At 72.2% G+C, this 20561-nt stretch carries 16 protein-coding genes; 8 read left to right on the plus strand and 8 right to left on the minus strand.

The window, feature by feature from the left end:
- Positions 1 to 36 precede the first annotated feature (36 nt).
- Positions 37 to 1167, minus strand: a complete 1131-nt coding sequence (locus I847_RS0115390; RefSeq protein WP_028050402.1) for a HAMP domain-containing sensor histidine kinase — start codon at positions 1165 to 1167, stop codon at positions 37 to 39.
- Positions 1164 to 1826 (minus strand): response regulator transcription factor, encoded by a 663-nt coding sequence (locus I847_RS0115395; RefSeq protein WP_028050403.1) that lies wholly within the window; start codon positions 1824 to 1826, stop codon positions 1164 to 1166. The genes I847_RS0115390 and I847_RS0115395 overlap by 4 nt, the downstream gene beginning before the upstream one ends.
- A gap of 162 nt (positions 1827 to 1988) precedes the next feature.
- Between I847_RS0115395 and I847_RS0115400 the strand changes: the two genes are divergently transcribed.
- Genes I847_RS0115400 through I847_RS0115415 form a run of 4 tightly spaced genes read left to right on the plus strand, consistent with a single transcriptional unit; the run spans position 1989 to position 5453 of the window.
- Positions 1989 to 2525 carry a hypothetical protein gene (locus I847_RS0115400; protein ID WP_028050404.1) on the plus strand — a complete coding sequence of 179 codons (537 nt, stop codon included), beginning with the start codon at positions 1989 to 1991 and terminating at the stop codon, positions 2523 to 2525.
- Complete coding sequence (locus I847_RS0115405) at positions 2522 to 3553, plus strand: efflux RND transporter periplasmic adaptor subunit (RefSeq protein ID WP_081681003.1); 1032 nt, start codon at positions 2522 to 2524, stop codon at positions 3551 to 3553. Before I847_RS0115400 ends, I847_RS0115405 begins: the two co-directional genes overlap by 4 nt.
- Positions 3550 to 4254, plus strand: a complete 705-nt coding sequence (locus I847_RS0115410; protein WP_028050406.1) for an ABC transporter ATP-binding protein — start codon at positions 3550 to 3552, stop codon at positions 4252 to 4254. Before I847_RS0115405 ends, I847_RS0115410 begins: the two co-directional genes overlap by 4 nt.
- Entirely contained in the window at positions 4251 to 5453 is a 1203-nt protein-coding gene (locus I847_RS0115415) for an ABC transporter permease (protein WP_028050407.1), read from the plus strand. Before I847_RS0115410 ends, I847_RS0115415 begins: the two co-directional genes overlap by 4 nt.
- 171 nt (positions 5454 to 5624) lie before the next feature.
- On the opposite strand, the gene I847_RS26830 is transcribed toward I847_RS0115415, so the two are convergent.
- Positions 5625 to 11195: a discoidin domain-containing protein gene (locus I847_RS26830; protein ID WP_051274962.1), complete on the minus strand. Its 5571-nt coding sequence runs from the start codon at positions 11193 to 11195 to the stop codon at positions 5625 to 5627.
- Positions 11196 to 11566: 371 nt separating this feature from the next.
- Here I847_RS26830 and I847_RS0115425 point away from each other — a divergent pair, with 371 nt between their 5' ends.
- A complete protein-coding gene (locus I847_RS0115425) occupies positions 11567 to 12589 on the plus strand; it encodes a LacI family DNA-binding transcriptional regulator (RefSeq protein WP_028050408.1) in 1023 nt (340 codons plus the stop codon).
- A gap of 34 nt (positions 12590 to 12623) precedes the next feature.
- Here the strand turns inward: I847_RS0115425 and I847_RS0115430 are convergent, their stop codons facing one another.
- Positions 12624 to 13193, minus strand: a complete 570-nt coding sequence (locus tag I847_RS0115430) for an NADPH-dependent FMN reductase (RefSeq protein WP_028050409.1) — start codon at positions 13191 to 13193, stop codon at positions 12624 to 12626.
- Positions 13194 to 13338: 145 nt separating this feature from the next.
- Between I847_RS0115430 and I847_RS0115435 the strand changes: the two genes are divergently transcribed.
- Positions 13339 to 14781, plus strand: a complete 1443-nt coding sequence (locus I847_RS0115435; protein WP_028050410.1) for an FAD-dependent monooxygenase — start codon at positions 13339 to 13341, stop codon at positions 14779 to 14781.
- Positions 14782 to 14901: 120 nt separating this feature from the next.
- The gene (locus I847_RS24075; protein ID WP_034610550.1) at positions 14902 to 16251 is read left to right on the plus strand and encodes an FAD-binding oxidoreductase; all 1350 of its coding nucleotides are present in this window, start codon (positions 14902 to 14904) and stop codon (positions 16249 to 16251) included.
- Positions 16252 to 16298: 47 nt separating this feature from the next.
- Here the strand turns inward: I847_RS24075 and I847_RS26835 are convergent, their stop codons facing one another.
- Both I847_RS26835 and I847_RS27175 read right to left on the minus strand, forming a co-directional pair.
- Positions 16299 to 16511, minus strand: coding sequence for a chemotaxis protein CheW (locus I847_RS26835; RefSeq protein WP_155856175.1), 213 nt, complete (start codon positions 16509 to 16511; stop codon positions 16299 to 16301).
- 128 nt (positions 16512 to 16639) lie between these two features.
- On the minus strand, positions 16640 to 17296 hold the full coding sequence (locus I847_RS27175; RefSeq protein WP_028050411.1) for a DUF2510 domain-containing protein: 657 nt from the start codon (positions 17294 to 17296) through the stop codon (positions 16640 to 16642).
- A 169-nt stretch (positions 17297 to 17465) separates the two neighbouring features.
- On the opposite strand from I847_RS27175, the gene I847_RS0115455 reads away from it, so the two are divergent.
- The gene (locus I847_RS0115455; protein WP_028050412.1) at positions 17466 to 17969 is read left to right on the plus strand and encodes a hypothetical protein; all 504 of its coding nucleotides are present in this window, start codon (positions 17466 to 17468) and stop codon (positions 17967 to 17969) included.
- On the opposite strand, the gene I847_RS24080 is transcribed toward I847_RS0115455, so the two are convergent.
- Together I847_RS24080 and I847_RS0115465 are read right to left on the minus strand one after the other, a co-directional pair.
- Positions 17964 to 18605 (minus strand): anaerobic ribonucleoside-triphosphate reductase activating protein, encoded by a 642-nt coding sequence (locus I847_RS24080; protein WP_034610551.1) that lies wholly within the window; start codon positions 18603 to 18605, stop codon positions 17964 to 17966. The genes I847_RS0115455 and I847_RS24080 overlap by 6 nt on opposite strands.
- Complete coding sequence (locus I847_RS0115465) at positions 18602 to 20419, minus strand: ribonucleoside triphosphate reductase (protein ID WP_028050413.1); 1818 nt, start codon at positions 20417 to 20419, stop codon at positions 18602 to 18604. The genes I847_RS24080 and I847_RS0115465 overlap by 4 nt, the downstream gene beginning before the upstream one ends.
- Between the last annotated feature and the right edge of the window lie 142 nt (positions 20420 to 20561).

Consider the following 20561-nt stretch of genomic DNA (forward strand, 5'->3'; position numbering starts at 1 on the left):
GGGTGCTACGGCGTGTGGCGACCTGGGTGCTGGTCCTCACCGCGCGGGAAGGACCAGCTCCACGACGAGGCCGCCGCCCGAGCGCGGGCTGAGCGCGAGCCGGCCGCCGTGGTGGTCGGTCACCGCGCGCACCACCGTCAGACCCAGCCCCACACCGGCGTCGGCGCCGGTCCGGTCGTCGGCCCGCCTCCGGAACGGCAGGACCAGGTCCGCCGCCGCGTCTGCCGGGACGAGCGGCCCGGTGTTCTCCACGACGACCCGGGCACCGTCGGGAGTCGACGACAGCGACACGGCGACCAGTCCGTCGGGCATGTTGTGGTGGGCGGCGTTCTGCACGAGGTTGGCCACCGCGCGGCCGAGCAGGACGGGCTCGCCGGGGATGGTCACCTCGTCGAGGTGCACGTCCCAGGTCAGGCCGTCGTCGGGTCGGCGGACCTGGTCCACCGCATCGGCGAGGGCAGCCGTCAGGTCGACGTCGACGGGTGGACCGGCTGCCTCGCCGGACTGCGCGCGGGCGAGCACGAGCAGCGCGTCGATGGTGCGGGCCGCCCGACGGCTCTGGTCGAGGGCGGTCGCCGCCGCCGCGCGGAGCTCGACCGCGTCGGCGTCCGGGTCGGCGAGCGCGACGTCGAGGGCGGCCTGCTGGTTGGCGAGCGGTGTGCGCAGCTCGTGGGACATCGTCGCGACGAGGCGGCGTTCGGAGCGCACGGTGTGCTGGACGCGGGCGAGCAGGGAGTCGAAGGTGTCGGCGAGCTCGCGCAGCTCGTCGCGGGGGCCGCCGAGCGCGATCCGTTCGTCGAGCGAGTCCGCGGAGATGGCCTGTGCTCGGGTGGTGATCGTGTGGACCGGCCGCAGCACCCGGCCCGCGACGAGCCAGCCGAGCCCGACCGACGCGGCGGTGACCAGCACGAGCGCCAGCCACGAGTTGCGGACGAGCTGGTCGATCGTCGACCCGACGGCGTCCTCGCGGACCTGGGCGATGACGGGACCCTGCATCGGCACGTGCACCTGCTCGCTCCCGGGCACGACGTGCACGTCCGCGGACTGGTTGCCCGGGGACTGGGTGACGAGGCCGTACACGAGTGCGAGCAGCACGGCCCCGGAGAGGGCGACCACCAGGGTGTAGAAGAGCGTGAGCCGCCAGCGGACGCTCAGGGAACGCCTCACCGGACGACCAGCCGGTAGCCGGAGCCCCGGAGCGTCTCGATGACGGGTGGGTCGCCCAGCTTGCGGCGCAGGCCCACCATCGTCACTCGAACGGCGTTGGTGAACGGGTCGGCGTTCTCGTCCCAGACGCGTTGGAGCAGGTCCTCCGCGGACACGACGGCCCCGCCGGAGCGAACCAGCTCGACGAGCACCCCGTACTCCTTGAGCGTGAGGTCGACCGGGCGGTCCGCCCGCGTCGCCGTGCGGCGGGCGACGTCCACGCGCAGGTCGCCCGCAGCCAGCACCGGAGGCTGCGCCGGGGCGGTGCGACGGGCGAGCGCCTGGACCCGCGCGAGCAGCTCCGCGAACGCGAACGGCTTGGCGAGGTAGTCGTCGGCACCGAGCGCGAAGCCGTCGACCTTCTGGTCCAGACCGCCCGCGGCGGTGAGCATCAGGATCCGCGCGGCGGAGCCGGCCGCGACGAGGGCGCGGCACACGTCGTCGCCGTGCACCACCGGCAGGTCGCGGTCGAGCAGCACCACGTCGTACCGGTTGAGGCCGGCGAGCTCGAGCGCCGTCCCGCCGTCGCACGCGACGTCCGTCGCGTACCCGGCACGGCGCAGCCCGCGCGCTAGGGCGTCGGCCATGACGTCCTCGTCCTCGGCCACGAGCACCCTCACGTGCACCTCCGTCGCGATGCCGGTCGTCCGCGCAGCATCGGCCCCGTCGTGTTCAGCCAGCGTAAGCGCGCGGCCGGGTGCGGCTCCCGGAGCCAACGTTGCCCGAACGCACGTCGCGGTGGGCTGAGGACACCTGGACCACCGCACCCAAGGAGCGTCATCGTGAACCGCGTCGTGACCGCACTCGCCGTCCTGGGCGTCCTGCTTCTCGCTGCCTGCTCGTCGGACCCGCCTCCCACGGCGCTCCCGGAGGGCACGGCCACGGCCACCCCGGAGGCCACGCTCGATCCGCACGACGCGATGCTCCGGTTCGCGCAGTGCATGCGTGACCACGGCGTCGACGTCCCAGACCCGGTCGACGGGCACCTGACCGTCGACGGCAGCGGGGTGACGCAGGCCCAGATGGACGCGGCCCGCAGTGCCTGCGCGAAGTGGCAGCAGCTGATGGAGCCGCAGGACGGCGGCCGGCCGCTGACCGAGGAGCAGAAGCAGGCGTTCCTCGACCAGGCGCAGTGCATGCGCGACCGCGGGTGGAACGTGTCCGACCCCGTCTTCGACGGCGGCCGGGTCAGCCAGCGTGTCCACGCGGGTCCGACCTCGGCTCCCGGGGACCCGAAGCCGGGTGACCCGCAGTTCGAGAAGGACCTCAAGGCGTGCGCCGACGCCGCGGGCGTCCAGCCCCCGAAGGACGGGGGATGACCATGCGACACCCCAGCCGGGCAGTCCCGGCGGCACTCGTCGCCCTCCTTGCGGCGTGCGGGGCGCCCGCCGCTCCGTCGGCGGACCCCTCGTCGTCGACGCCCCGCGCCACGGCGACCGTCGACCGGTCCGACCTCGTCGCCAGCACGACGACCCCCTGCGAGCTGGGTCACGGCGCGACGACCTCGATCGACGCGCGGACGCAGGGAACGCTCACCGCCCTCGCCCCGGCCGGCTCGATCGTCGGCCAGGGACAGGTCCTGTACGTCGTCGACACCCGCCCGGTCGTCCGCCTCACGGGGACGCTCCCCGCGTGGCGCGACCTCGGCCCGTCGTCCGTGAACGGCGCCGACGTGCAACAGCTCGAGCAGGCGCTCGTCGACCTCGGGTACTCCGTCGCGCTGAGCGTCGACCAGCACTGGACGGCGGCGACGACCGCCGCGGTCCGGCGCTGGCAGAAGGCGCTCGGCGAGGCGCAGACGGGCACCGTCCGGCTCGGTGAGGTCGTGTTCACGCCGCAGGACCTGCGGGTCGCGGAGCACACCGCCGACCTCGGGGCGCCGGTCGAGCCCGGCACGCCGGTGCTGGGCGTCGGCTCCCCGCAGCAGGTCGTGTCGTGCACGCTGCGGACGAGCCAGGCCGCGCTCGCCCCGGTCGGCGCGACCGCGCACCTGAGCCTCCCCGACGGGTCGAGAACGGACGGCACGGTGACGGCCGCCGACATCGTCACGGTCGACGACCAGCAGCAGCTCGCCGTCTCGATCTCGGCGACCGGCGACACTGTCGGCGCACTCCTCGACGGTGCCTCGGTCCCGGTGGCGCTCGACCAGGTCGTCGCGACCGACGTGCTCGAGGTCCCGGTCACCGCGCTGGTGGCGCTCTCGGGCGGCGGGTACGGCCTCGAGAAGGTGCGCGCGGACGGTTCGACCCAGTACGTACACGTCACCGCGGGCGCGTTCGCCGGGACGTCCGTCGAGGTGTCGGGCGACGGCATTGTCGAGGGCGACGAGGTCGTGGTGACGCCATGACCCTCCTCGACCTGCAGCGGGTCGCCAAGACCTACGGCACGGGCCCCGCGGCCCTCACGGTGCTGCACGACGTGGACCTGGGCATCGAGGCCGGTGACTACCTCGCAGTCGTCGGGCCGTCCGGTTCAGGCAAGTCGACGCTGCTCAACGTCATGGGTGCTCTGGACCGGCCCACGACGGGCCGCGTCCTGCTCGCCGGCGACGACGTCACGACGATGTCGGACGCCGCCCTGTCCCGGGTCCGCGCCGTGCACCTCGGCTTCGTCTTCCAGCAGTTCTTCCTGCTCGACGGGCGATCCGCGCTGGAGAACGTCGCCGACGGGCTGCTCTACCAGGGCGTCCGCCGACCCGAGCGGTTGCGCCGGGCGCGCGAGGCGCTCGACCGTGTCGGGCTCGGCGCCCGTTCCGGCCACACGCCGGCCGAGCTGTCGGGCGGCGAGTCCCAGCGGGTCGCGGTCGCGCGGGCGCTGGTCCACGCACCCGGGATCCTGCTCGCCGACGAACCCACCGGCAACCTCGACCAGGCCTCCGGCGCGGCCGTGCTCGACCTGTTCGACCGGCTGCACGACGAGGGCGCGACCATCGTCGTCGTCACGCACGACGAGCACATCGCGGGCCGGCTGCCGCGCGTGGTGTCGATGCGTGACGGGCGGGTGGAGCACGACACGTGCCCCGTCCTGACCGGCGCGGTGCAGCCATGACCGCCGGCGCAGCCGTCGTGCGACGCATGGCGCCCAGCGACCGGCTGAGGCTCGGCGCCCGCGGGCTCACCGTCCGCAAGGGGCGGACGGCGCTGTCGGCGCTCGGGGTGGCGATCGGGATCACCGCGCTCGTCGGGGTCCTTGGGCTGTCCGAGTCGTCGCGCGCGGACCTGCAGGCGCAGCTGGACTCGTTGGGCACCAACCTGCTCACGGTCGCACCGGGCCAGGGGCTGCTCGGCGACGACGCGACGCTGCCCGACGAGTCCGTCGCCATGATCGCCCGGGTCCCGACGGTCACCTCGGTCGCCGCCGTGCGCAAGGTCGACGCCACCGTGCGTCGCAACGACCGGGTGCCCGAGAGTCACACGAGCGGTGTCGGGGTCGTCGCCGTCGACCTCGACCTCCCGTCGACCGTCGCGGCGACCCTCGCGCAGGGGCGGTGGCTCGACATTGCGACATCCCGGTACCCGGCGGTCGTGCTCGGTTCCACGGCCGCCCGGCGGCTCGCCGTCGGCCCGCTCGACGGCGGCGTCGACGTGTGGATCGACGGCCGGCCCTACACGGTCGTCGGCATCCTCGACCCGGTCGTCCTGGCGTCCGAGCTCGACGAGGCGGCGATGATCGGGACCCCGGTCGCCCACGCGCTCTTCGACGGCAGCCTGCCCGCGTCGGGTGTCTACGTCCGCGTGGACCCCGACCAGGTGGTCGCGACGCGGGCGGTCCTCGGCCGCACGGCCGATCCCGCGGCACCCGACGAGGTCCAGGTGTCCCGCCCGTCCGACGCGCTCGCGGCGCAGGACGCCGCGAACCGGTCCTTCACCCTGCTGGCCCTCGGGCTCGGGGCGGTGGCGCTGCTGGTCGGGGGAGTGGGGATCGCGAACGTCATGGTCGTGTCCGTGCTGGAGCGGCGTCGGGAGATCGGTGTCCGCCGGGCGCTCGGCGCGACGCGCGGCTCGATCGGGAGCCAGTTCCTCGTCGAGTCGGTGCTGCTGTCCCTGCTCGGCGGGTTCGCCGGCGCAGTCCTCGGTGTGGCGCTGACCTGGGCGTTCGCCGCCTCCCAGGGCTGGGCGCTGACCGTGCCCTGGCGCCCGGTCGCGGCGGGGCTCGCCTGCGCCCTCCTCGTCGGCTCGCTCGTCGGGCTGTATCCCGCGATGCGCGCCGCCCGGGTCCCGCCCACCGAAGCCCTGCGGACGGCGTGAGAGTCAAGTGCCGACCGGCCGGATCGCGCCGGGCCAGTCCGACCTCCGCAGCCTGTGCTCGAGCGGCGGTGGTGTCGGCTCCGACATCGCGCCACGATACGGCGCCCACGGTCGGTCGGGAACGACAGCGGGGGCGGACCGTCAGTGACGGCCCGCCCCCGCTGTGTCTTGTCAGGCCCGGCGACGACTCCTCGCCATGAGCAGGACCGACCCGAGTGCGACGCTGAGGGCGCCGAGCAGGGCGATCCCCGCCACGGCAGCGCCGGTGGTGGCCAGCGTGCCCTTGTCGGCGGCCAGCACCTGCACCGCGGCGGACGCGGTGCCCGACTCGGCCTGCACGACGACGGTGTGGGCACCGACCGGCGTGCTCGTCGGGATGGTCACCGTCACCTTGTAGGACCCGTCCGCTGCCGCGGTGCCTCGCGCCAGGAGGACGGGGGTCGAGTGCAGCCACACCTCGGCCTGCTCACCCGGCTGGAGTCCGGTCACCGTCACGGTCACCTTGTCGCCGACCGGCACCGCCGAGAGCGAGAGGTGCACCGCGATGCCCGTCTCCGGGTCCGTTCCCGGGTCCGTGCCGGGGTCCGTGCCGGGGTCCGTGCCCGGGTCCGTACCCGGGTCCGTACCAGGGTCGGTGCCCGGGTCCGTGCCGGGGTCGGTGCCCGGGTCTGTGCCGGGGTCCGTGCCCGGGTCCGTGCCCGGGTCGGTCGCCGGCTTGGTCACCGGGTTCGTCTCCGGGTCGACCGCCTGCACCTGGGGTGCGACGCCGACGTTCTCACCGTCCGGGTACTCGGCGACGTAGCTCGGGATCGTCTCCGACTTGTACTGCCGGTCGCCGACACCGTTGATGACGTGCTCGAAGATGCCCTCGCCGCCGAGCGACACGGTCGCCATGTGGTGCAGCTTCACGCCCGGGGCGATCGGCACCTCGAAGCCGTTGTCGACCGTGATCTCGTCGGCCTCGGTGTCCGAGGTGAAGTTGGAGTACGACCCCAGCCCCCACGCCTCGTGATGGGTCACCGAGTTGGCCACCTTGTACGCCGCCCAGCCGCGGGTGGCGCCGTTCTGCCAGGCCGCCTGGTTGGGGACGTCGTACGGCAGCTCGTTCTGGAAGAAGATCGTGCGACCGTTCTCGCCCTTCCAGAACACGTTGTACTTCTGGTAGTGCTCGACGAACAGGCCGTACGCCGACACGTCGTCACCGTTCACGACGAAGCCGTAGTCGGACGTGTTCTTGTCCCAGCCGATGCCCTCGCCGTGGTCGCCACGCCACGACCACACGTGGTCGACGATCGTGTCGTCCGCGTCGATGATCATCGCGGCCTTGACCTTGCCGGCGACCGGGCCGCCGACGCGCATGAACACGTCGTTGAGCACGATCGGGTTGCCGGAGTGGTCCTTGTGGACGTCCTTGTCCCCGACGACGAGCAGCGCGGGGGACTCGGTGACGGCGGCGTCGAACAGCAGACCCGCGAGGCGGACCCCGTCGACGTCGGCGACGTGCATGCCGAACCCACCACCGGTCGGGATGATCGTGGCCATGCCCAGGCCGAGCACGACCGTGCCGGGCTTGGTGACCTCGATCGTCTGGTTCATCCGGTAGACGCCCGGCGTGAACAGGACGTTCTTGCCGGCCGCGAGGGCCGCGTTGACCTGGGTGGCCGTGGCACCTGCCTTGACGACGAAGAACGAGCTCAGCGGCAGCGAGGTGCCCGTCGTGTGGCTGTCCTTCCACGTGGTGCCGGTGGTGCCGTTGCGCTCACCGGGAACGAAGACCGACCACGTCGAGGCGGCGTTGACGTCGCCCGTCGTGTTCGACATGTACAGGTACGGCTTCTCCGCGATCGGTCCCGTGGTGGCGACGGCGGTGACCGGCGGCTTGGGCCACGCGGCGTAGGAGTTCGGCAGGGTCGCCCGCGGCTTGCCGGGCTGGTCGCCGTCGGCCACGACGCCCTGCACGCCGGAGAACACGTTGTTCCACACGACGCCGCCCCAGGTGGCGAACGAGCTGTCACGCGTGAACCACTGCTGCTGCGTCCAGCCCTTGACCCAGCCGGTGACGTTCGTGTCGGCGATGTAGCCACCGGACGACCAGCCGTAGCGGCCGGAGTCGAGCAGCAGGTCGCCGTTCACCTGGATGCGACGCAGGGGAGCGGCCTGCGACGTGGCCCAACGGCCCACGCCACCGGTCGGCGTGTAGGAGAGGTTCTCCGCCGAGCGCCAGAAGTTCTGCGTGGCGTTCATGTCGAACCACTCGGCGTCGACCCAGTCACCGCCCTTGATGTCCACGTCCGTCGGGTCGAGACCCACGCCGGACATCGCGGTGTAGAACCCGATGCGGGCGTCGACGGTGTACGTGCCCGGCGTGAACAGGAACTGCCAGCGTCCCTCGCCGAACTGCGTGGTCTCCTGGTCCGCGAACACCGAGTCGAAGATCGCCTGGATGTCCTTGGCGTTCATCGACGGGTCGAAGACCAGCACGCGGTCGCCGAGCAGGTCGGTGGTCGGCATCTTGACGTAGCGGGGCTCGAAGATCTCGAGGTCCCACAGCGAGATCCCGAACTGCGTGCCACGCGTGACCGAGAGGATCTTGACGTAGCGGGCCGACGTCGCGGCGAACCGCGTCACCTTCGGACCGGCACCGTCCACGCCACGCACCTGCGCTGCCGTGGTCCACGCCGAGCCGTCGGTGGAGACCAGCACGTCGTAGTCCTTGGCGTACGCGCCCTCCCAGTACGGCTTGATGCCGCAGATCGTCTTCACGGCGCCGAGGTCGGCCTGGATCCACTCGCCATCGCGTCCGACCCAGTTGTTGCTGCCCGGCGGCTGCTCCGTGGCACCCGAGTCCCAGCGCGACCAGACGTTGGCGTCCAGGGCGTCGCCCGCGTTGCCGCGAGACGCGGTCCCGGTGACGCCACCGGCGTTGACCAGGTCACGGCCGCAGACGAGGGTCTTGCCCGCACCGGGCTCGAGGCCCGGGTCGGTCGCCGGCGGGGGGCCCGGGTCGGGGTTCGGGTCGGTGACGCCGGCGCCTGCCAGCACGCGCATCTCGAAGATCGACCAGCCGTACTGCGTGCCGCGGGCGATGCCCTTGAGCCGCACGTACCGGCCGGTGACCGGTGCGAACGAGTGCGTGACCGTCGCGGGGAACTGGCTCAGCGACTGGTCGCGGACCTGCTTCGCCGTCGTCCAGTCCGTGCCGTTCGTCGAGACCTCGATGTCATAGCTCTTGCCGTACGCCGCCTCCCACTGGATGGTGACGCCGCAGATGCTCTGCGAGGCGGCGAGCTGGATCTTCAGCCACTCGTCGTCCTTGCCGGCGTAGCCGGCGTTCGGGTCGAGCGCGCTGCCCCAGCGAGGGGTGTTCGCGTCCACCTGGTAGACGCCGTCGACGGCGAAGAGTGCCTGACGGTCGTTGGTGTTCTGCTCGCTCGACGCCGTCGCGGTCGCGCCGGCCGTGACGTCGGTCGTGCACCCCGTGGGTGTGCCGCCGCCGGAGCCACCGGAGCCGCCGGAGCCGCCCGAGCCGGGCGCCGCCGCGAACACCTGGAACTCCCAGAACGAGTAGCCGTACTGCGTCCCGCGCGTGATGCCCTGCAGCTTCACGTACCGGGCGTCGACCGGAGCGAACGTGTGCGTGACCCACGCGGGGAACGCCGTCAGCGTCTGCGCGCGGACCTGCTTCGCGGTGGTCCAGCTCTGACCGTCGGTGGAGACGAGGATGTCGTACGACGAGCCGTAGGCGCCCTCCCACGCGATCTTCACGCGGTCGATGTTCTTCGTCGCGCCGAGGTCCACCTGGAACCACTCGTTGTCCTTGCCGGCCCAGCCCGCGTTGGGGTCGACGTAGCTGCCCCACTTCGTCGCGAGGTTGCCGTCGACGGCGCCGTCGGGCAGGAACTGCGGGTTGGCCGACGAGCTGGTCGGCTTGCCGAGGGCGAGGTTGACGTCGGTCTCTGCGACCTTCACCGACCGGGTCTCGATGCCGAGGTTGCCGTGGCCGTCACGTGCCTCCACGTAGAACTTCCAGCTTCCCGGCGTCTGCGGGGCGGTCACCGTGAAGGTGCCGGGCGTCGCACCGGCCGTGGCGGTCGCCGCGACGAGGTTCTTGTTGCCGTCCGCGTAGTTGCCGGACTGCTCGACCGAGTAGGCGATCGGGTCGCCGTCGGGGTCGGTCGCCGTGGCGGAGACCGTGAAGGTGGCACCGGGCGCGACGGACGTCGTCGGGACCGTCATGGCCGAGATCACCGGCGGCTGGTTGGCCGTGGCCGCGCTGCCGCCGTAGGCCTTCGCGATCGCGTAGTAGCCGAGGCGCTTCTCGCCACCGGTGAAGACGTTGAGCCAGACGCCGCCCAGGTCCTTCTCGGTGCCGTAGTGGAACATCGTCGCGCCGAGCGCCTGGCCCGGGTTGTCCGTGACGACCTTCCACGCGCGGGCGTAGCCGGCCGCCTTCTGGACGTCGGAGGGCTCGGTGGGGACGCCGTTCGCGTCGTCCGGGACCTCCCACTCGCCGTCCGCTGCAGACTCGGTGATGACGTACGGCTTGCCGTAGCTGCCGGCCTCCCAGTCCGCCTGGACGTTCGTGATGGACTTGTACGAGTTGATGCCCAGCAGGTCGAGCGCCGGGGCGTACTGCTTGAAGTACGGCCACGCGCCGGTGTACGCGTCGGTCGAGGTCACGGGGTGCTTGGCGTCGGCCGCGTGGATCGCGACCGCGATGTCGTTGACGAGCTTCGCGTACGCGATGCGCTGAGCCTCGACGCCCGCGGCGCTGGTGCAGTTGCCCAGGCCGAGCACGGACTCGTTGCCGACGTCCCACATCAGGACGCCGTCGCTCTCCTTGTACGTGTTGACCCACGTGAGGACCGTCGCGATCTCCGCGTCCTTCTGGGCCTGCGTGTAGTTGGCGTAGTCGGGGCAGCCACCGCTGCCGGGACCGCCACCGGGCGCGAGCCAGAAGCCCGCGATCACCCGGATGCCGGCCTTCGCGGCCTCGCTGAACAGGGCGGCCGAGCTCGCGTCGGTGCCCCACGTGCGGATCGTGTTGACGCCCGCCGCCTTGAGGTTCGCGATGTTCGCGGGCAGCTCGGCGACGGACGGACCCCAGGTCACGCCCTTGACGAGGTACGGCTGGCCGTCGACCCGGAGCTGCCAGGTGTTCGCACCGGTGCTCACGACGTCGACGGTCTTCCCGGGCGCGACGTCGGCGCCCTTCGCGTAGACCTGGAACTCCCAGAGGGAGTAGCCGTAGGGGAGCGCGCGCGACGTCCCGGTCACCCGCACGTAGCGGCCGGTCGCGGTGGTGGCCAGGTCGGCGACCTCACGGAAGTGACCGCCGCCGGTGTCGGCCGCGGTCGTCCCCACGTAGACCTCCGTCCACACGTTCCCGTCCGTCGACACGTCGACGGTGTAGTTCGACGCCCGCGCGGCCTCCCAGTCCAGCGCGATCCGGTCGATCGCCTGGGCTGAGCCGAGGTCGACCTGGAGCCACTGCGGGTCCACGTTGTGGACGCTCTCCCAGCGTGAGTCGAGGTTGCCGTCCACGGCCTGCGCGGCGTCGCCGCTCGACGCGGTTGCCGTCTTGCCCTGCGAGAGCAGGTCGTAGGTCGTCGCGGCCTGCGCTGCGCCCATCCCGCCGACGAGGGCGGTCACGGCGAGCGCGAGCACGCCGATGGATGCGGCGGTGGTGCGCAGTCGTCGGGACAGCTGTGAGGGAGAGCGGACGAACGAGCGGGCTGACATCTGTCCTCCAGATTCCGGTCGTCGTCGACCGGTGCGCCCGTCGACGTCGACGGGCGGGGCGATGGGGGGCTGGTGGTGCGGCCGTGCGAGGGGAGCTCGAGGTGCCGAGTACGTGCCTGTCCGTCCCGTGGGTGCGGGACGTACGTTCGTGCGGCTTTCCGACCCGGAACGACTCGTCCGGTCGGATCGTCGGGAGAAGTCGGGTATAGAGCGCTCTATGGGGCGCGGGCGAATTCTGTCGACTGGACCTGGGTATGCGCAATAGAGCGCTCTATGAGGTAACCCGAACGGACCACCTCGTGGATCCGTCCCAGCGCACTCGCTGTTACCGTGTGGACGATGCGAGGACGGCTGAACGGGCGACGAGTGCGATGACGACTGTCACCCTCGAGGACGTCGCGCGGGTCGCTGGCGTCTCCCGCGCGACGGTCTCGCGCGTCATCAACGAGAAGCCCGACGTCGCGCCCCACATCGTCGAGGTGGTGCAGGAGGCGATCGCCCGCACCGGCTACGTGCCCAACCGAGCGGCACGCTCGCTCGTCACGCGGCGCAGCGGCACGGTCCTCGTCGTCGTGTCCGGCACGGCCGGCGACGACCCCGACGCCTGGGGTCCGGGCGAGGTGCTCGCGGACCCGTTCTTCGGCCGCGTCTCCGGCGGGCTGATGAGCTCGCTGCGGCCCCGGGACGTGCACCCCGTCCTCATGCTCGCCGTCACCCCCGCCGAGCGCACGCGCGTCGTGACCTACGTGCGCGAAGGCTCTGCCGACGGGGTCCTGCTCGTCTCGGCGCAGAGCGACGACACGCTGCCGTCTCTCCTCAGCGACGAGCGCGTGCCCGTGGTGCTCTTCTCACGCCCGCCGAAGGCGTCGCTCCCGATCAGCTATGTCGACGTCGACAACCGCGCCGGGGGCGCGCTCGCCGCCGAGCACCTCGCAGCACGGGGGTGCCGCTCCTTGGGGATCATCGCGGGACCTCTGGAGATGGCGGGAGCCATGGACCGGATGGCCGGGTTCCGCGAGGCGACCGCCCGCCTCGGTATCGAGCACGTCGTCGCCCCCGGGACGTTCTCCGTCGAGAGCGGCGGCCGTGCCATGGCCGAGCTGCTGGACCACGGCGTCGACGGGGTGTTCGCGTCGAACGACAACATGGGCGTCGGCGCGATCCTCGAGGCGCAGGACCGCGGGCTCTCGGTGCCCGACGACGTCGCGGTCGTGGGGTTCGACGACAGCACGTCGGCCCTCATGTGCCGGCCGACGCTGACGACCGTCCGCCAGCCGATCGAGACGATGGCGGCCGAGATGGCGCGGCTGCTGCTGGAGCTCCTCGACGACCCGGGCCTGCCGCCGACCGCGCACCTCTTCGACCCGACCCTCGTGATCCGCGGGTCGGCCTGACCTCTGTCGGTCGGCTGGCCGAAGGCGCGTCAGCTCACGACCGTGGCAGGACCGTCAGCACGCGCACCACGTGCTCGCGGAACTCGGCCAGGAATCTGCGCAGCACCGCCTCCGTGGACTCCAGGAGCACCTCGCCGTCGTCGCCGAACATGTCCGGGGTCCAGCGCAGGTACGCCTCGGGAGCCGTCATCTGCCGCGCGTTGACGAAGCTGAGGACCCCACGCAGGCTCTGTTGGGCCAGGGCTGTGCCGATGGGACCGGTCGACATCCCGATCACGGCAGCCGGGATGTGGTCGAAGGAGTTCTCGCCCCATGGGCGGGTGGCCCAGTCGATCGCGTTCTTGAGCGCGCCGGGGATGGACCGGTTGTACTCGGGCGTCACGAACAGGACCGCCTGCACGGCGGCGATCGCCGCCTTGAACGCGCGCGCCTCGGCGGGGAAGTCCGCGTCGTAGTCCGGGCTGTACAGCGGCAGGTCCCTGATCGGGATCTCCTTGAGCTCGAGGTCGTCGGGAGCCAGGCGGACCAACGCCTTCGCCAGCGTCCGGTTGATGGACGTCGACGACAGGCTGCCCACGAAGTACCCGACTCGGTACGCGGTCACGATGCACCCACCTCCAGGACGGAGCGATCCGCTGGTCGCCGCGCGGGCGGCTCACCCACCGTATCCGCGCGGCGCGGGCCGGGCCCGTCAGCCCGCACGTCGGGTCGAACCCCCTGCCGGTCGAGGGGTGAGCCACGATGGGGGAATGACCGACCGTGCTGTGGTGATCGCCGGCGCCGGGCCGACCGGGTTGATGCTCGCGGGAGAGCTGGCGCTGGCGGGCGTCGATGTCGCGGTCGTCGAACGACGAGCCACGCAGGCGGTCGACGGCGTCCGCGCCGGTGGCCTGCACTCCCGCACGATCGAGGTGCTCGACCAGCGCGGGCTCGCAGACCGCTTCCTGAGGGCGGGCCGGACGACGCAGATCACGGGCTTCGTCGGAACCCCGCTGGACATCAGCGACTTCCCGACGCGCCACCCGTACGGGCTCGCACTGCGGCAGAGCGAGATCGAGAGGCTCCTGGCGGAGTGGGTCGACGAGCTGGGTGTGCCGATCGTCCGCGAGCGCGAGGTGACGGGTCTGGTGCAGGACGGCGACGGCGTCGACGCGGTGCTGACCGACGGCCGGTCGCTGCGCGCGCAGTACCTCGTCGGGTGCGACGGGGGGCGCAGCGTCGTCCGCAAGGCTGCGGGGATCGACTTCGTCGGCTCGGACCCGACGACGAGCTGGGTGATCGCCGAGGTCTCGATGACCGACGAGCCGCTGGTCGGCGCGCGTCCTGAGGGCGGCGGCGTCGGTCCGGTCGACCCGGGCGCGGGCGGCGGACCGTACCGGGTCGTCCTGCGGGAGCGGCGCGTCGGGGACCCGGGCGAGCCCACGATGGAGGACGTCCGGGAGGCGCTGACCCTCGCCTACGGCACCGACTACGGCGCCCACAGCCCGACCTGGATCTCCCGGTTCACGGATGCGACCCGCCAGGCGTCGTCGTACCGCGCAGGTCGCGTGCTGGTCGCTGGAGACGCCGCGCACGTCCACCCGCCGCAGGGCGGACAAGGCTTGAACATCGGGGTGCAGGACGCGGTGAACCTCGGGTGGAAGCTGGCGCGGGTGGTCGACGGCACGTCGCCCGAGACGCTTCTCGACACGTACCACGGAGAGCGGCACCCGGTGGGCGCCCGAGTCCTGCGGAACATCCGGGCGCAGGTCGCACTGAGCACGGGCGACGACGGGCACGACGCCCTGCGCGCGATCGTCCGCGAGCTGCTTGCGATGGACGAGCCGCGTCGACGGGTCGCCGGCATGCTGTCCGGCCTCGACGTCCGCTACGGCCTGGGCGAGGGGCACCCGCTCGTCGGCCGACGCATGCCGGACCTCGACGTCCGGACCGCCGACGGCCCGACGCGCGTGTCCGTCCTGCTGCACGACGCCCGGCCGCTGCTCCTGGACCTCGGCGGCCGACCCGGCAGCGCCCTGGGCGTCCGACAGGTCGAGGCCACCTACGACGGTCCGTGGGAGCTCCCGGTCGTCGGCGAGGTGGTCGCGCCCGCGGCGGTGCTGGTCCGGCCCGACGGGTACGTCGCCTGGGCGGGGGATCCCGCCGACGTCGGTCTGTCCGACGCGCTCGCCACCTGGTTCACCGCGTCGTAGGGCTTAGGTCCTTCACTTCGACAGAGGGCTTCAAGGTCGGCTCCAAGTAGGGCGCAACCGGCGTGCAAGCGGGCACCGCGACGGTGGGAGCACCACCCCACCGAACCTGGAGAAACCACCATGCCCGCCCTGCTCACCACCCCCCGGCCGCAGCACCTCCACCTCCCCGGCGACGCCGACTTCGACGCCGCTCGTGCGGCGTGGAACGTGGCGGTCGACCAACGGCCCGCCGCCGTCGCGGTGCCGGCCGACTCCGCGCAGGTGGCCGACGTCGTGCGGGACGCCGTCCGCGCCGGTCTGCGCGTCGCGCCCCAGAGCACCGGCCACAACGCGGGACCGCTGGCGGCTCATGGCCTCGACGACACCGTCCTGCTGCGCACGCACCTGCTCGACTCCGTGCACGTCGACCCGGTGGCGCGGATCGCCCGCGTCGGTGGCGGCGTCGTCTGGCAGCCGGTCGTGGAGGCAGCCGCCCAGCACGGGCTCGCCGCGCTGCACGGCTCGTCGCCCGACGTGGGCGTGGCGGGGTACTCGCTCGGCGGTGGCATCGGCTGGTACGCGCGCAGTCTCGGCATGGCCGCACACAGCCTGACGGCAGCAGAGGTCGTCACCGCCGACGGCTCGGTGGTGCGCACGGACGCCCACCACGAGCCTGAGCTGTTCTGGGCACTGCGGGGCGGAGGCGGCGGGTTCGGCGTCGTGACGTCGCTGGAGTTCCGGCTCTACCCGGTCGAGACGGCGTTCGCCGGCTTCATGCTGTGGGACGCGGTGCACGCCGAGGCCCTGCTGCGCGCCTGGTCGGACTGGGCGCCCGCTGCCCCCGACGAGGTCACGACCTCGTTCCGCGTGCTGCGACTCCCGCCGATGCCGGAGCTGCCCCCGTTCCTGCGCGGTCGGCACGTCGTCGTCATCGACGGCGCGGTGCTGGCCGACGACGAGAGCGCGCGCCGGATCCTCGCGCCGCTGCGCGCGGTCGCGCCCGAGGTCGACACGTTCGGCCGGGTCCCCGCGGCCGCCCTCACCCGGCTGCACATGGACCCGGAGGGCCCGACGCCCGGCGTCTCGGACGCCGCGATCCTCGACGCGCTGCCCGCTGCCGCGATCGACGCGTTCCTGTCCCGGACGGTCGCAGGTACGACGTCCCCGCTCCTGGCGGCCGAGCTGCGTCAGCTCGGCGGCGCACTGGGCCGGCCTGACGCGAGCGCCGCCCTGTCCCGGCTGGACGGCCAGTTCCTCGCGTTCGGGGTCGCCATCGCCGCGACCCCACAGATGGCGACCGCCGGGCACGCCGCCGCGGCCGACCTCGTCGGTGCCCTGCGTGCGACGACCGGTCACCGCCCGTACCTCAACTTCGCGGAGGACCCGGTCGACGCCTCGACCGCGTTCGACGCGACGAGCGCACGACGCCTCGCGCAGGTCCGGGCAGCGATCGACAGCACCGGCGTCTTCGTCGCGAACCATCGCTTCTGAGCGCACCGACCAGGCGACCGCGATCGGCCGCGCGGTAGGCGCGACACCTAGATCGAGAGCAGCGCGCCGATCGCCCCGGTGACCAGGAGAGGCAGCAGCGTCCAGACGACGATGCTGCCGACGAGGTAGCCGACGTACCTGCCGTGCTGCGCGGCTGAGGTGCCCCACACCGGTGCCGGCGCCGTGTAGATCGTCTCGAGCACGTCCGCGGGGTGGTGCGGCACTCGTCGGGAAGGGAGGTGATAGGTCGTGGTGGTCATGGCAGTTCCTCGTGGGATCCGGGTACTCGCAGTGACCGGGGTCGCCGGCCTGACCATCGTCGCAAAGGAGGCGGGCCGCTGACCCGTGCCGTTGGTCCCGTCTCTCGCGTCCCTGCGACCCGACTCGGCTATCCCGTCGGGTCGGTGAGCTCGGGGATGTCGGTCGGCACGCCGAGCCCCGGGAGGTTCGTGAGGTCGGTGACCCCGTCCAGTGCCGCCGAGGCGTGGTGGACGGCCTCGATGGGCACGGAGACGAAGAGCCCGACCGCCGCGACCAGGCCGACGATCGCGACCGTCCACGACACGATCGACAGCCTCGGTGCGTCGCGGAAGACCGCGCGGCCGTAGTCGCGAGCCGCCCGCCACACGAGGAATCCCGCGCCGAGGCCGCCGACGATCCACAGCTCGCTCGGAGTCTGGAGGGCGAGGCTGATCCCGGACGTGACGACGACGAGCGCGATGCCGGAGCAGAACGCACCGATCGCGCCCCGCCGGACCCGGCACGCGTCCGCGAGCCGGTGCTTCCGGAACGACTCCTCACGGGCCTCGTGGTCGGCGACGCTCATCGCCATGCCGTTGCGCGACGGCAGGACGCTGCCGACGGCGGGGGCGTCGTCCGTGGCGAAGCGGCTGTCGGACGGCAGCGCCGTGGAGGCGCTCGGGTCGAACGCGTCCCGCTCAGGCCGGGTGTGCTCGGTCCAGGCCGTCCCGTCGAACCACCGGTGCACGCCGACGGTCGACCCGTCGGAATACCACCCGGCGGCCGGGAGCAGCGTGTCGGCCATCTCGGGATGGTCGCAGGAGGGCCTGAGAAACGGGTCCCTCGGCCGGCCGATTCACTCGACCGCCGACGCCGGCCCTCCGGCTCGGGTGAACTTCGCCCGGCCTTGTCCGGATCGGTCGGTCGGAGGATCGTCACAACGACAGGGTTCCGACGACCGGACGGGTGAACGCATGGACGACGACACGGCCACCCGACAGGCGGTCCTCGACCTCGCGAGCATCGTGCTCGCGCAAGAGGCACCCGAGGAGCTGGCGGTCCTGGACGAGACGAGCAGGCACTACTTCGACCACCCGGAGGCCGCGACCACGAGGCCGGACGTCGACAGGCCGGACGTCGACAGGCCGGACGTCGACACGTCGGTGGCGCTCGCGCTGCTGGCCCCGGTGGCACTGGCGATCGCCAAGCCGGTGATCGACTACCTGACCAAGCTCGCGGGCGAGGCGCTGCGGGACGCCGTCGCACCCCGCGTGCAGCAGTGGGTGAACCGGGTGCTGAAGAAGAAGGACGCGCCTGCAGAAGCGGCGAAGGGCGACCCTCCCGCCGCCCTCACGGCCGAGCAGGCACGTGAGGTGCGGCGCATCGCCTACGAACGTGCGCTGGCCCTCGGGGTCAAGGACCCGAGAGCGGGGGTGCTCGCCGACGCCGTCGCCGGTGGGGTCGTCGTCGCGTCATAGCGGCTGCCCCGCGTGCAGGGCCTCCTGGTAGGCGGCCGTCGTGCCGTCGGGCCGGACCTGCTGCAGGACGTGCTCGTCGACACCCAGCGTGGCGAGCAGGCTGGTGAGCTCGAGGACGTCGTCAGGCGTCTGCACGGTCGGGTCGACCGTGGTCCGCACCTGCATCGCGACGCCGGCGCGCTGGACCAGCCTCAGGGAGGCGAACGCCTTTCCCCACGCGTTCACCCCGGTCTGGGCCGGGTAGAGCCGCGGCACGCACTTGATGTCGAGCCCCACCCAGTCGACCAGGGGGAGAACCTGCTCGAGGCGGCTCGGGTAGACGCCGGCGGTGTGCAGCCCGACGCCGTAGCCGAGCTCACGCACCTCGAGCATCGCGGCGCGCAGCGCGAGCTGCCGGGTGGGCTCGCCCCCCGAGAACACGACGCCGTCGAGCAGCCCGCGGCGGCGCGCGAGCAGGTCGAGGACCGACGCCCACTCGACCGACCCCGGCACGCGGGCGTCGATCAGCGACGGGTTGTGGCAGTAGGTGCAGGCCAGCGGGCAGCCCTGCAGGAACACGGTGGCGACGAGCTGGCCGGGCCAGTCGCAGGTCGACAGTGGAGTCAGACCTGCGACGGCCAGCCTGGTCGTGGTCACGGCCGTTCGCTGAAGTGCAGGCGCTCCTCGTGCTCACCCTTCTTCCCCACGTTGAACGACGACACCGGCCGGTGGTACCCCATGACGCGGGTCCACACCTCGGTCTCGGCGCCGCACGTCGGGCAGGCGGTCACCTCGCCGGCGAGATAGCCGTGCGCCGCGCAGATCGAGAACGTCGGGGTCACGGTGATGTACGGCAGCCGGTGGTTCTCGAGCGCCCGCTGGACCAGCTTGCGGCAGGCCTCGGGCGTCGACAGCCGCTCGGACATGTACAGGTGCAGGACCGTGCCGCCGGTGTACTTGGTCTGCAGCTCGTCCTGCCGGTCCAGAGCCTCGAACGGGTCGTCGGTGAAGCCCACCGGCAGCTGCGAGGAGTTGGTGTAGTACGGGTTGGCGTCGGTGCCCGCCTGGATGATGTCCGGGTACCGGAGGCGGTCCTCCTTGGCGAACCGGTACGTCGTGCCCTCCGCGGGAGTGGCCTCGAGGTTGTAGAGGTGGCCGGTCGACTCCTGGAACTCGACCATCCGCGCACGCACGTGGTCGAGGAGCGCGACCGCGCACAGGTGCCCGGCCGCGGAGGTGATGTCCAGCTCGCCGTCGGTGAAGTTGCGGATCATCTCGTTGACGCCGTTCACGCCGATGGTCGAGAAGTGGTTGGCCAGGCCGCCCGCCAGGTACCGCTTGGTGTAGGGGAAGAGCCCCTCCTCGATGTAGCGGTCGATGACCTCGCGCTTGAGCTCGAGCGAGTCGCGCGACAGCTCGAGCAGGCGGTCGAGCGCGGCGATCAGCCCGTCCCAGTCCCCGCGGTGGACGTACCCGAGCCGCGCGCAGTTCACGGTGACCACACCGAGCGACCCTGTCTGCTCGGCCGACCCGAACAGCCCGTTGCCGCGCTTGAGCAGCTCCCGAAGGTCCAGCTGCAGGCGGCAGCACATCGACCGGATCTGGCCCGGCTCCAGGTCGGAGTTCAGGAAGTTCTGGAAGTAGGGCAGGCCGTACTTGGCGGTCATCGCGAACAGGCGGTCCGCGTTCTCGGACTCCCAGTCGAAGTCGCGCGTGATGTTGTACGTCGGGATGGGGAAGGTGAACACCCGTCCCGACGCGTCGCCCTCCGTCATCACCTCGATGTAGGCGCGGTTGATCATCGCCATCTCGAGCGCCAGGTCGCCGTAGGTGAAGTCGACCGGCTCGCCGCCGACGAGCGGCACCTCGTCGCGCAGGTCGTCCGGGCACGTCCAGTCGAACGTCAGGTTGGTGAACGGCGTCTGCGTGCCCCAGCGCGACGGCACGTTGAGGTTGTGCACGAGCTCCTGCACCAGCTGCCGGACGTCGTCGTACCCCAGCCCGTCCGTCCGCACGAACGGCGCCATGTACGTGTCGAACGAGCTGAACGCCTGCGCACCCGCCCACTCGTTCTGCAGGGTGCCCAGGAAGTTGACGATCTGTCCGACCGCCGACGAGAAGTGGCGGGGCGGTCGTGACTCGATGGTGCCGGGGACCCCGTTGAACCCCTCGCTGAGCAGCATGCGCAGCGACCAGCCGGCGCAGTAGCCCGAGAGCAGGTCGAGGTCGTGGATGTGCAGGTCGCCCGTGCGGTGCGCCTCCCCGACGGCCGGCGCGTAGACCGTGGACAACCAGTAGTTGGCGGTCACCTTGCCGGCGGTCTGCAGGATCAGGCCGCCGAGCGAGTAGCCCTGGTTGGCGTTGGCGTTCACCCGCCAGTCGGAGCGGTCGAGGTACTCGTCGATCGTGTCCGCGACGTCGACGGTGAGGGGTGTGCGGGCGCCGTCCGGGCGCGCGGAAGCGGTGGTCATGGCTGGTCCTCGTCTGGTCGAAACCTGGGGGTGACTGGGACCGGCGCCGCCCGTGCGGGGGTGGTGCTCGATACGTGGGACCGAGGTTAGACCCGCGCCGGGCGTGCCCCCGCGCAGGATCGCCGGGCGAGTCGAGATCGCC

This window comes from Cellulomonas sp. URHD0024, assembly GCF_000426185.1.
In the GTDB taxonomy this organism is placed as follows: domain Bacteria; phylum Actinomycetota; class Actinomycetes; order Actinomycetales; family Cellulomonadaceae; genus Cellulomonas.

What these genes read in the sequence shown, in the direction of transcription:
- I847_RS0115405 (WP_081681003.1), top strand. Translation starts at nt 2,522, where the DNA reads ATGACCATGCGACACCCCAGCCGGGCAGTCCCGGCGGCACTCGTCGCC.
- I847_RS0115410 (WP_028050406.1), top strand. Translation starts at nt 3,550, where the DNA reads ATGACCCTCCTCGACCTGCAGCGGGTCGCCAAGACCTACGGCACGGGC.
- I847_RS0115415 (WP_028050407.1), top strand. Translation starts at nt 4,251, where the DNA reads ATGACCGCCGGCGCAGCCGTCGTGCGACGCATGGCGCCCAGCGACCGG.
- I847_RS26830 (WP_051274962.1), bottom strand. Translation starts at nt 11,195, where the DNA reads ATGTCAGCCCGCTCGTTCGTCCGCTCTCCCTCACAGCTGTCCCGACGA.
- I847_RS0115425 (WP_028050408.1), top strand. Translation starts at nt 11,567, where the DNA reads ATGACGACTGTCACCCTCGAGGACGTCGCGCGGGTCGCTGGCGTCTCC.
- I847_RS0115435 (WP_028050410.1), top strand. Translation starts at nt 13,339, where the DNA reads ATGACCGACCGTGCTGTGGTGATCGCCGGCGCCGGGCCGACCGGGTTG.
- I847_RS24075 (WP_034610550.1), top strand. Translation starts at nt 14,902, where the DNA reads ATGCCCGCCCTGCTCACCACCCCCCGGCCGCAGCACCTCCACCTCCCC.
- I847_RS26835 (WP_155856175.1), bottom strand. Translation starts at nt 16,511, where the DNA reads ATGACCACCACGACCTATCACCTCCCTTCCCGACGAGTGCCGCACCAC.
- I847_RS27175 (WP_028050411.1), bottom strand. Translation starts at nt 17,296, where the DNA reads ATGGCCGACACGCTGCTCCCGGCCGCCGGGTGGTATTCCGACGGGTCG.
- I847_RS0115455 (WP_028050412.1), top strand. Translation starts at nt 17,466, where the DNA reads ATGGACGACGACACGGCCACCCGACAGGCGGTCCTCGACCTCGCGAGC.
- I847_RS0115465 (WP_028050413.1), bottom strand. Translation starts at nt 20,419, where the DNA reads ATGACCACCGCTTCCGCGCGCCCGGACGGCGCCCGCACACCCCTCACC.